At 38.2% G+C, this 12,221-nt stretch carries 9 protein-coding genes; 1 reads left to right on the top strand and 8 read right to left on the bottom strand.

Annotated features, from left to right (window positions below; all coding sequences use genetic code 11):
• Positions 1-21 precede the first annotated feature (21 nt).
• The 6 genes from JNUCC23_RS06585 to asnB form a co-directional block, all read right to left on the bottom strand.
• Positions 22-1,683 carry a glycoside hydrolase family 13 protein gene (locus tag JNUCC23_RS06585; protein ID WP_454214906.1) on the bottom strand — a complete coding sequence of 554 codons (1,662 nt, stop codon included), beginning with the start codon at positions 1,681-1,683 and terminating at the stop codon, positions 22-24.
• Between the two features lie 129 nt (positions 1,684-1,812).
• Complete coding sequence (locus JNUCC23_RS06580; RefSeq protein WP_403072716.1) at positions 1,813-3,354, bottom strand: alpha-amylase family glycosyl hydrolase; 1,542 nt, start codon at positions 3,352-3,354, stop codon at positions 1,813-1,815.
• 40 nt (positions 3,355-3,394) lie between these two features.
• Positions 3,395-4,237, bottom strand: coding sequence for a sugar ABC transporter permease (locus tag JNUCC23_RS06575; protein ID WP_403072713.1), 843 nt, complete (start codon positions 4,235-4,237; stop codon positions 3,395-3,397).
• 2 nt (positions 4,238-4,239) lie between these two features.
• Complete coding sequence (locus tag JNUCC23_RS06570; RefSeq protein ID WP_403072710.1) at positions 4,240-5,523, bottom strand: carbohydrate ABC transporter permease; 1,284 nt, start codon at positions 5,521-5,523, stop codon at positions 4,240-4,242.
• A 297-nt stretch (positions 5,524-5,820) separates the two neighbouring features.
• A complete protein-coding gene (locus JNUCC23_RS06565) occupies positions 5,821-7,113 on the bottom strand; it encodes an extracellular solute-binding protein (RefSeq protein WP_454214903.1) in 1,293 nt (430 codons plus the stop codon).
• A gap of 676 nt (positions 7,114-7,789) precedes the next feature.
• The gene (gene asnB, locus JNUCC23_RS06560; RefSeq protein ID WP_454214901.1) at positions 7,790-9,640 is read right to left on the bottom strand and encodes an asparagine synthase (glutamine-hydrolyzing); all 1,851 of its coding nucleotides are present in this window, start codon (positions 9,638-9,640) and stop codon (positions 7,790-7,792) included.
• Between the two features lie 417 nt (positions 9,641-10,057).
• Here asnB and JNUCC23_RS06555 point away from each other — a divergent pair, with 417 nt between their 5' ends.
• Positions 10,058-10,630, top strand: coding sequence for a DUF2777 family protein (locus tag JNUCC23_RS06555; RefSeq protein ID WP_062182183.1), 573 nt, complete (start codon positions 10,058-10,060; stop codon positions 10,628-10,630).
• Positions 10,631-10,877: 247 nt separating this feature from the next.
• Here JNUCC23_RS06555 and JNUCC23_RS06550 read toward each other — a convergent pair whose 3' ends face one another.
• Together JNUCC23_RS06550 and JNUCC23_RS06545 are read right to left on the bottom strand one after the other, a co-directional pair.
• The gene (locus tag JNUCC23_RS06550) at positions 10,878-11,228 is read right to left on the bottom strand and encodes a YisL family protein (protein ID WP_062182186.1); all 351 of its coding nucleotides are present in this window, start codon (positions 11,226-11,228) and stop codon (positions 10,878-10,880) included.
• Positions 11,229-11,323: 95 nt separating this feature from the next.
• On the bottom strand, positions 11,324-12,217 hold the full coding sequence (locus JNUCC23_RS06545; RefSeq protein WP_454214899.1) for a fumarylacetoacetate hydrolase family protein: 894 nt from the start codon (positions 12,215-12,217) through the stop codon (positions 11,324-11,326).
• Positions 12,218-12,221: the final 4 nt, after the last annotated feature.

Genomic DNA, 12,221 nt, shown 5'->3' with positions numbered 1-12,221 from the left:
TAATCGGCTCCGCCGTTTCTTTTAATACAAGTACACTCTTGTTTCATAAGGACGAAGGGTAACCTCTTTTGCCAGCCTTCCAGCACCATCCGGATAATTCGCTAGCAGGAGTTCCGATGCTTCGGCTTTGATTTCAGGTAAGCTAATTGTTTGTTCCGCATTTTTGAAATTGCTAAGTACAACCGCCGATTGACTTTCTAACGTTCTGGTATATGCATATACAGCAGGATGTTCCTTCAGAAGTAGTCTATATTCACCATACACAAACACTTCATGCTTCTTTCTAAGCTGAATCATTTTTTTATAAAAATGATAAATCGAATCGGAATCTTTTTTCTGTTGTTCAACGTTTATCGTTTCATAGTTTGGATTTACTTTCATCCAAGGGGTTCCATCCGTGAATCCAGCATTTTCATGATCACTCCATTGCATCGGCGTTCTTGAGTTATCTCTTCCGCTGTTCCAGATCACTTCCATCACGTTATCATGTGGAGTGCCTTTAGCCACTTCAATGTTATAAAAGTTGATCATACCTACATCATCATAATCCTGAATCGATTCAAATTGGACATTTGTCATGCCAATTTCCTGCCCTTGGTAAATGAACGGTGTTCCTTGCATGAAGAAATAACACGCTGCGAGCATTTTCGCACTTTCCTTCCAATATTCGGTATCATTCCCCCAGCTTGACACGCTTCTGGGCTGATCATGATTTTCCCAGAACAAAGCATTCCAGCCTTTTTCATGTAGACTTGTTTGCCATTTTGAAAGAGTTTCCTTTAGATTGACAACATCAACATCTTTTTCAATCCCTTTTCGCCAAAGACCTAGGTGCTCAAATTGGAAAATCATATCGAACTTGCCATTTTGTTCACCTACCCAATCATCGGCTTGGTGAATTCCGACCCCATTCGCTTCTCCGACCGTCATAATATCATATTTTGCAAAAGTTTCTTCTTTTAATTCTTTGAGAAAACCTTGAATCCCTTCTTGGTTTGTATGCATGTCAAATGCCGGCACATAATTAAGCCCGTATGGGTTAGGCATATCAGGGAATCCTTCCCGTTTTTTTATATGACTAATCGCGTCAACACGGAAACCATCAATCCCTTTATCAAGCCACCAATTTACCATTGTATACAAAGCCGAACGAACCTCTTGGTTTTCCCAATTTAAATCAGGCTGTTTCGTTGCGAAAATATGCAAATAATATTCATCTGTGACAGGATCGTATTCCCAAGAGCTTCCAGAGAAGATACTTTCCCAATTATTTGGCGGTGAATCCCCTTTGCCTTCTTTCCATATATACCAATCACGTTTAGGATGATCTTTCGAAGACCTTGACTCGATAAACCATGAGTGCTCATCACTTGTATGATTAAGAACTAAGTCTAGGATTAATTTCATCCCACGTGCATGAATTTCTGCCAACAACTCGTCGAATTCCTCCATCGTACCGAATTGTCCGGATATATCTTGATAATCACTAATATCATAGCCGTTATCCGCATTGGGGGATTTGAAAAATGGACAAATCCAAATCACATCGATTCCCAGATCCTTAAGATAATCGAGCTTAGAAATAATCCCCTTAATATCCCCAATACCATCGCCATTGCTATCCATAAAACTTCTCGGATAAATCTGATAGCTAACTGCCTCTTTCCACCATTGCTTTTTCATTAAATCCCCTCCCGATTCTTATTGTATCGGCTTGTTTCAGTTGAAATTTTTATAAGTACCACTTCCAATTTAGAGTATACTTGTGATTGGCCTTTAAATAGAATGCGAGGGAGGGCAATTTACTATTTTCTATTTGAAAGATCGATTACGCTTTGATCTTTTCAAAATGAAGACAATGAAAATAACAAATGCAAAAATGACAGCTCCCATCGCAACCATATACGGAATATTCAGACCTGATTTATCTGATAACATATATATCTCAGCCTTTTCACGATCAATAATAATCGAATATTTCCCATCATTATTGCGTACTAAATCATACTCAACCACTCCTCTTAATTCCTTATCATTACCAAATTTATCAGCGTCTAGGTCAAACGTTTGTGACTTCGATGAATTGTTAATCACGACAACAATCGTTTCATCTTTAAAAGTTCGTTTAAACACAGCCGAACTATCATTAGCATGAAGCACTTCAAGGTCACCCTTCATTAGCGCCGGATGTTGCTGCCTTATTTCACTTATTTTCGTAATATAATCAATTAACACAGGGTCTGCCTTAAATCCCATAAGTCGTCTGTTATCCGGATCACTTCCACCGTTCATCGCTATTTCTGAACCATAGTAGATGATTGGTATTCCCGGTGTTGTATACATATACGTTAAAGCAAGCTTCCAGCGTGTTTCCGGGTTTTCCTTATTTGCAACAACTTCGTGGGTAAACCTTGTCATATCATGGTTATCAATAAATTTCCCAAGCAATTCAGGGTGGGTGAACATCTTTTCGTTTCGGGTCAGTGCAGAGAATAGAAAATTCAATGATTGATCAGGTTTAGAAAAAGCATCACGCATACTTGCATTTTGTGGAAAGTCCATAAAGCCATTAATGCCTGTATCTTGATAGCTGGCAATAGCAGTAGGATCATCCAGCCAAATCTCACCAACTAAATAGAAATCTTCCTTCTCTTCTTTGACTACTTTAGAAAAATCACTCCAAAAACCTTTATCCACATGCTTGACTGTATCTAAGCGATATCCATCAATATCGGTTTCTTGAATCCACCATCTAGCAGCATCCAATAAATACTTCCGTGTTTCTGGGTAATCTTGATTTAAATCAGGGAGGTCATATATCCAGCCTGTTTCAACTTCATTCTGATCACTCCAGTTTGTGATTTCTTTCTTTTCATGGAACCAATCCTTCTTTTCTGGATCGTTTACCCATGGGTGATTCGGTCCTACATGATTGACCACAAAATCAAGGATAATTTTCATATCACGTTTATGAGCCTCTGCTACAAGCTGCTTGAATTCATCAATGGTCCCGAAATGCTCATCTGTATTATAGAAATCATTGATCCAATAACCGTGGTAGCCACCATCTTCATTATCAAAAACAGGCGTCAGCATAATGGCTGTAAATCCCATATCTTTAATATAGTCAAGTTTATCTGTTATGCCGGCAAAATCACCACCTTGATAAGCAAGTGGATCGTTCACATCCACATCTTTGTCATTTTTTGGATCCCCATTATTAAAACGGTCAATCATTAATGAATAAACGATTTCATTCTGCCATTTTCGTTCTTCCTTTTCAACAGCACCTGCGGGTAGGGCGTAAATAAGTAAGAACGAAAGCAAAATGAGTGAAAATGCTTTTTTTCTCATTTCTGCTTCCCCCTTATGTAACTTCTTCACGCCTTTAAGATTAGCCTTTCGTGCCACCTGCCGTCAAACCTGAAACGAAGTATTTTTGGAAACAGAGGAATAAGATTGCAATCGGAATTGCGATTAAGACTGAACCAGCTGCAAAGGTTGTAAATTCTTTTCCGAATTGTTTCGCTACCATTTCATATAGCCCAACCCCCATTGTAAATTTCTCATTACTCCGTAGCATAATTCTCGCTAGGATAAAATCACCGAATGGAGCAATAAATGCGAACAAAGCAACAACTGCAATGATTGGTTTAGCAAGAGGCATAATAATTTGTACGAATATTCTCATATGACTTGCTCCGTCCATTTTTGCAGACTCATCAAGCTCTTTAGGGATCGTATCTAAATAACCTTTCATTAACCATGTGTTCATCGGAATTTGACCACCGACATAAATCAAAATTAATCCTAGATGCGTATCGATTAAGCCTGTGCGGTTCGCTAATACAAAAATTGCGATTAATGCAGAAAAGTTAGGAATCATTTGTAAAACTAGAAATGTAAGCAGTCCATTTTTCCGTCCAATAAAACGATATCTAGAAAATGAATACGCTGTAAATGATACTAAAATGACTGTCGAGATCATCGTGATAATACTAATCTTTAGAGAATTCATGTACCAACTAATATAATTTGATTTTTCCGAGTCAAATAAATACGTATAATGTGCAGTTGTTGGATTTTTCGGGAACATTGATGCACCTGATAAACTTTGACCAGGGTTAAAGGAAGAGCCAATAACCCATAGCAATGGATAAATGACGACTACACACATCAGAAGGATGATCAGGTACGAAATAGTTAAGCGAATGATTTTGTTTTTTTTCATACTCATGATTAGTTCATATCCTCCTCTTTAAACGATTTTGACCGTTTAAATTGCCATAGGGCAACTGTCACAACAACGATTGAAAGAAGCATTGTAATGGCAGCCGCTTTCCCATATTGCGCAGAAGTCATAGTCAGACTATAAATCCAAGAAATCAATATATCTGAACCACCGGCGTTTTGGCCTGGAATTGCTGGACCACCACCGTTAAATAAGAAGATTACGTTAAAATTATTAAAGTTGAAGGTATATTGAGTGATTAAGATCGGTGCTGTCGCAAATAAAATCATCGGCAAGGTAATCTTGGTGAATTTCTGCCAAATGGTCGCTCCGTCCACATTTGCTGCTTCATATAACTCATCTGGAATCGATTGAAGCACACCTGTCGTCATGGCGAAGATAAACGGAAAACCTAACCATGTTTGAATGAAGATCAATGCAAGTCTAGTCCAGTTTTCTTCTGTCATCCAAGGAACCGGATCAATTCCAAACGCATGAAGGATACCTGTATTAATAACGCCGAATGATTCATTAAACATTCCTGAGAAAATTAGGATCGAAACAAAAGCCGGAACTGCCCAAGGTAAAATAAAGACCGTACGAATAATTGCTTTTCCTTTTAAATCCTTTTGGTTCACAAGGATCGCTAGGAAAATACCAAGTGCTACCTGAAGTGTTGTTGCCACAAATGTCCAAACAAGCGTCCATCCAAGTACACCGAAAAATGTTTTACGCCATAAATCCAGCTTAAAGATCTCGATATAGTTTTGGATTCCGACCCAGTCTACAAGCTTCGCTGGTGGTGAATGATACAAATCGTAGTTGGTAAATGATAATAAAATAACGAATAGTAATGGAAAAATAACGACAAAAATTAATAGCAGAAAACCTGGTGAAACCATTAAATAAGGAAAGCCACTATCTAGTAAATTATGATATTGTTCCTTTACTGAAGAAGTCGCTAATCCAAGGTCGCGTTTTTTTCCCGTACTATACGCATCGTACATATTGAATACATAGATAGCTAGACCAATCACCGTAATAATTAAGGCAATAATTCCATCAATCAGCAAGAAAATCGAATGATCAAGTCCAGCAATCGTTCCTAATGTGAACAACCCCCAAAAGCCCCAGTTCAATGTATCTAAGAAACTGGCGAAAAAGGCGATTGTTAGAATAAGGAAGATAAATCCTTTTACAAATTGTTTATTATAAAACTGCCCAAATCCAGGAATGATGGATAATAGTGCAGCATTTCTGCCGTGTTTAGTTGCTGGAATTATAACATCCACCTTAATCAACCTCCCTTTCATAGGAGCATAGAATTTCATACCGGTTTAACTACCCATTTATGAGGGCACGAGAGCCCTCACGGATAGAAGTTTTACTTTTTGCTTACTTTAATGTGCAAACGCTTGCCTTATGAGTGTTTAAAAAACGGCCTAATGCCGGTAGCTATTCTATTAGAGGATGTTCAAAAACGAATCAATCACCTATAAGGGTCTGCCTCTACAGGCTAACTTAGTCTGTAGAGGTCTGACCTAATACGTTTCCTATTATTTAGTTGTATTTATTATTTTTTCCATCCGTTATTTTGAAGGATGATTTGTTGTAATGTTTGTTTCGATTGTTTTTACTGCATCATCCATCGCTGCTTTCGGTTCAGCCTTTCCTGTTGCAATCGTTTGTAGGGCCGAAGCCGCTGGCTCCCAAACCTCTGCCATTTCTGGAATATTAGGCATTGGAACTGCGTATTGTGATTGAACGGCCACAGCTTTAGCACCTTCATTTTCTGCAATAATCGGATCTTCAATCAATGTTTTCACCGGTGGAATTTCTTGTGTTAATTCAAACCGAATTTTCGCGTTTTCTTCATTTGTCAACCATTCAACTAATTTTGTTGACCAGTATGGATTTTTCGTAAACGCTGTTACATTCCACCCTTTAACACCCATGAATGTTTTCATATGCTCACCATTTGGGAGTGTAGGTATCTCAGAGATACCGATATCAATTCCAGCATCTTTCATTCCTTGGAATGCCCAAGGACCATCCATTACAGAGGCAACTTTCCCTTGGTTGAATAAACCATCTTTCGTTGAACCGCCGTTATCTCCAATGATTCCTTTAGGGAATAGTCCTTCTTTGTACCATTTTTGGATGTATTCTGCACCTTTGATCGCACCGATGTTATTCAAACCTAGATCTTTTGGATCTAGACCTTTGTCCGTTTGATTAAATACATAACCGCCCATCCCTGCGATTACACCATGTGCAAAGTAGAAGTTATCCCATAGCGCTAAGAATCCGTATTGGTCACCTTTTGTTAGCTCTTTTGCTTGAGTATATAATTCATCCATCGTTTTGGGCGCTTCACTCATTAATGCTTTGTTATAAATGAATACAGGTGTTTCTGTCGCTTTTGGCAGACCAAATAATTTCCCATCATACATTTGAGCGCTTACAGATGATTCAGTAAATGTTTGAAGAACATCATCTGATACATTGATTTCTTGAATCAAACCTTCTATTACCACTTGACCAATTTGATCATGAGGCAATGTCACGACATCTGGAGCGTTTCCAGCTGGTCCATCTAGTCGCAATTGATCACGCATTTTATCAGCCATATTCAACTCTTGAAACTCAACTTTAATGCCGTATTCTTTTTCAAATGATTCAATTGCTGGCTTAAGGGCTACTGCTTTATCAATGTCTTCCCATACAATTAGTTTTTCTGGTTTTGCTTCCTCTGCTGCCTTATCTTTATCTTTAGTTTCATTCGTGGATTTTGTTCCTGTTTCTCGTTCAGGAGCTCCACATGCAGCAAGTATACCAAGTACCAACATAAGCATCATAAAAATAGACAATGGCTTCTTCATGAATTAACCCCCATTTGTGTTTTGATTTTACAAGTCAGCAATCGTTTGCGCACTTGTTGCTGGAAATCCAATATGTAAACGCTACCAAATTATCCTAATAATAAAATTATGCATCTTATCTTTAAAAATTCCTCAAAAATAAAGACTTCTAGATTTCTAAGGTTTAGGTATAATTTGCGAAACCGATTGCACTACTTTATAAACCTAATTATACAATTATTCTTGATTTTGACAAGTGAATTTTTAGAATTTTATTATTTTGATTGATAAATCAGACTAATAAATGCTTTAAATACTGGGGTATTACATCCAAAAGAATAACCATTACCAAGAAGAATTTATTTCTACTTGGTAATGATACCCTACTTAACAGATAATTTCATCACTAAATGGTTACACATAAAGTGAAACTTCCGTCAGAGGTTTTTTTTCATCCCCTCTGATGGTTAGTCCCGTTCTACTGTCGCTAAGATCTACGCTTTCGCTTCGATCAATCGACAGTACGAACCCGATTGGTTCAACTAAACCACTGAAGATCACAGCGGTAAGTTTCACTGTATCTCACCAATCGGGGATTTACAGGCTGCTTACCCCCACCTATTTATTTCTTGATTCTCACACAAAAATTGCGGTGGGGGTATTACAGCCTGTTAAACCGGAACAAATTCTCGATCTTTTATGATTCAATAACTTGAATTCCATATGCCTTAAACCACACATCAATTTGAGCAAGATGCGCTAAAAGCTGTGGACCTGACATAAGCTGACCAAACCATGGTTCTTTAAACGCCGCTCCTTTTGATTCGATAATATCGTGAAGTTTTTGCTTATCGAAGAACTCATGAAGAACCGAGTTTCGATCCTCTAGTACATGCTTTAGCCAGTTTTGGACTCCATCTGTGTATACCGGATTATGTGTTTTCGGATAGGGACTTTTTTTACGATATAAGATTTCTTCTGGTAGCATGCCTTCTAACGCTTTACGCAAGATTCCTTTTTCCCGATTTCCTGTCATTTTCAATTCCCATGGGATATTCCATGCATATTCCACTAGACGATGATCGGCAAATGGCACCCTAACTTCGAGACTTGCCCCCATACTCATTCTATCTTTCCGATCAAGTAGCGTGGTCATAAACCATACTATATTCAAGTAAAATAGCTCTCTCCTTTTTGCTTCTACTCCTTTTTCTCCATCAAGTCTTGGCATCTCCGCAATCGTCTCCAAGTATTTCGCTTCAGCATATTCCTCTAACCTTAGTTTGCTTCGCCAATTTTCTTTTAGCAAAGAAACTCGTTCAGTTGTGGAACGCATCCACGGAAACCCTGAGCGTTTCAAATCTTCACTGCGATGAAACCACGGATATCCACCGAATATTTCGTCCGCACATTCGCCTGATAGACCCACTGTAAAGTCTTGTTTGATTTCCTTGCAAAACCACAATAGGGAAGAATCTACATCTGCCATTCCGGGAAGGTCTCTAACTGTGACAGCTTCGGTTAAATAATCAATTAATGTCTCCTGAGTGATGACTGAGTTATGATGCACTGTGTCGAATTGATCAGACATCAGCTTGATCCATTTGGCATCAGAGTTTGGTTGAAATTCATCCGATTGAAAAAACTTGTCATTGTCTTCGTAATCAATCGAATAAGTATGCAGCCTCCCTTTCCCAGTCTTTTTATAGGAATCAGCAGCGATTGCTGTAATGGCACTAGAATCAACACCACCTGATAGAAACGTACATAATGGTACATCGGAAACGAGCTGGCGAGTCACAGCATCACAAACAAGAAACTTCACCTTCTCTGATGTTTCTTCAAGCGAATCTTGATGTTCCATGCTTTTCACATTCCAATAACGCCATATTCTAAGACCTTGCTGTGATAAAGTTAATGCATGTGCAGGCCGCAGTTCCTTTATGCCACGAAATACCCCTGATCCAGGCGTTCGCGATGGCCCTAGCCCGAATATTTCGGCCAAACCTTCTCTTGTTACTTCAGCCTTCACTTCAGGATGCGCCAGAATGGCTTTAAGCTCTGAAGCGAACAAGAAACCGCCATTTGTTTCTAAGTAAAACAGCGGCTTCACGCCCAAACGATCTCTTGCAATAAATAGCTTCTGCTCGTTCACATCCCAGATCGCAAAGGCAAAAATGCCATTAAAAAAATCCACGCACTTTTCTTTCCATTCTATATAAGAAGTTAGTAAAACTTCTGTATCAGAATGACCTTTGAAGGAATATCCTTTTAATAGTAGTTCTTTGCGAAGTTCTTCGGTATTATAAAGTTCACCGTTGTAGCAAAGGATATAAGAATTTCCGTCTTTCTCTTTTGCCATTGGCTGTTTACCGCCTTCTGAATCGACGACAGTCAACCGGCGATGACCAAACGACACATGGGTATCATGCCAAATGTTGTGTTCATCTGGACCTCTTTTCACCAGTGTATTCGTCATCTGTTCTATAACCGTTCTTTCCTTGCGCAGATCTCGTTGAAAGTGAACCCAACCTGTAATACCGCACATAACCTTCATCCTTTCAATCGGCCTCACAGAATTCACCATTCTTATAGCTGCATTATATCCAGCTAACATTCTGATTCAACTGCTGACTCCTTATTTAAGCCCTACATTGACACATTTCCAAATGAGCCATGCAGCGAGAATATAAGATAGCCTATGCATAAGGTGATAAATGGTTATTTGTCCGCTAAAGTAAAATTTCCATAAGTGATAGTTAGCCCCATAGGATGCGGTTTATAAAGATGGGGTTTATGAAGGATAAATGATTTCAATCCAAACTTCTTATCACTTTCTTGTTCATTTTATGTATTTATGTTTCTACAGATTAAAATTGGGGAATAAATCTACGCTTAAATGGTTATAAAATAGAGACATTTTGTCTAAAAAGAAGGGGAGGTAATCCATTTTTGGAGGTAAATTATGAATGATCAGCAACGAATGAACCTTATTAATCATCAAAATCGCGCGTTTTTAGAAGGAACAGTTGAGAATATCAATCAGCAATGGGTTTTCTTTGATAACGAAACCGACGAAGCTACTTCTTTAGAAGAATATTCACAACTGGAAATAGATATCTATCGGAGAAAAAATTGGTACAGAGGAATCGTTGAAGAAAATGGTTTTGTAAAAGTCCATAAAGACATGATCCATTTATATGACGGGGAAACAGTAAAAATTCGCAAACCATTGTTAAGCTCATTAGAAAGATTATTGAAAAAAATAGAGACTGAGTCATTCGTCCAGTTTATCACGAGTTTAAATTCACTAGATTTCTCGATTCATGATTGCATTTACTGTTATAATCAGCTTGACTTCTCAGAAGGAGCATCTCCAAAAACAGGCGTGAATTTCCTAGTTTTTGACAACGAAGTTTCCGTATGCTCTGTACAGCATCATTTCTTTTACACTTCAACAAATCATGACCGCTTTGAATTTACAATAAATACGGGCAAACGGATTATCATTGAAAAAATAAACTCTAAACATTCCTAGCACCTTCACCTAAAAGGAAGACCTAGAATATAAAAATAGAAAAGAGAATGTCCTATAGATAAGGGTCTGACCCGAAATTCCTACATTCAGTTTAAGTGGAATGAAAGTAACACGATAAACTGTGTGTTGGTAGCTGGGCAAACTCTAATTTAGTCATCCTCTTTAACTATGAGTGTTATGAAATGATTTATCCCGGTTTAACTAACATCAGTAGGGATGAAAAAACCTCACTGATGTTAGTTTCACTTTATAAGAACGGATGGAAGCCTTGAGGAAGTTTTAGTCCTAGGTACAATACAACAACGAATGAGACAATGAAAATAGCCCAGTATAAACCCGTACCCTTGCCTTTTTTCGTTTTAACCAAGACCATTTCCATCATAGCAATGACAATCAGACCAACGATCATTTTCCACATATAGTAACCAACCTGAGATCCCATCAACATTCCACCAGTAAGTAAAATTAAGATGTAAAACAGTCTTGTAATCATATGTAGAATTTTAGCTTTTTTCGCATTACCCTGCTTGTACATAGTAAACGCTACAAAAAATAGAATAATAGCGACAAGCCAAGTTGTAATGTGCATATGAGTCATTTCAAATCCCCCTCTTAACAGTTTCTCCTTCATCATATCATAGACAAATATCTAAAAACAAAACTATACCCTCAGTTGCAGGAAATAATGAACATTTAGTGAACAGTATTTATAAGTGTTCCGATTCCCTTGACTTTTATCGCTATTTCGTCCCCTTTTCGTAAAAATTTGGGCGGTTTAAATCCTTTACCAACTCCAGCTGGTGTCCCTGTGGCGATAATATCACCTGGTTCAAGTGTCATACCTTTGGAAAGAATCGCAATGATTTCTTCAACTGGAAAAATAAATTGTTCGGTATTGGATTGCTGTCTGATTTCACCGTTGACTCGGGTTTCAATGTCCAGTTGATTAGGATTTCCGATTGCTGACTTCTCTACAATAACCGGACCAATTGGGCATGAACCATCCAAGCTTTTTCCAAGCAAATATTGCTTATGATTTACTTGCAAGTCTCTTGCTGTGATATCATTTACAATCGTATAGCCGAACACGTAATCCAACGCTTCTTCCCGTCTAATCTCTTTACCCTTTTTGCCAATGACAACAGCAAGCTCACCTTCATAATCTAGTTCGTCTGTTATGCCTTCGTGACGAGGAATGTCTGCTTCATGGCCAATCACAGCAGTTGGTGCTTTTGAAAATAGAATAATATGCTCAGGAATGTCTGCTTCACTTCCCATCTCAACAGCATGTTCGGCATAATTCTTCCCCACACAAAAGATATTTTTCGCTGGCCGCGGAATTGGAGCTTCCCAAACGTATTCATCCACATAAAATTCTGATTTGTTCTTTTGAGTGGATGCCCATTGTTCAATTTCCTTTGCCTTTTGTAAAAAAATCTCAGCCTTTTCAATACATTGGAGTAGTGTTGTGGGAATCGCTTCACCCATTTTTATCGCTGCAGCTTGCAGTAGCAATACATTGGAATTATTCTTTTCTACAAGTACAACTTGACTCTTCCCTTTCACTTTTACCGTTGCGAATTTCATAATC

The organism is Peribacillus sp. JNUCC 23 (genome assembly GCF_053653995.1).
Note: the sequence above shows the minus strand (reverse complement) of the source record. Positions and strands in the feature narration are given on the sequence as shown.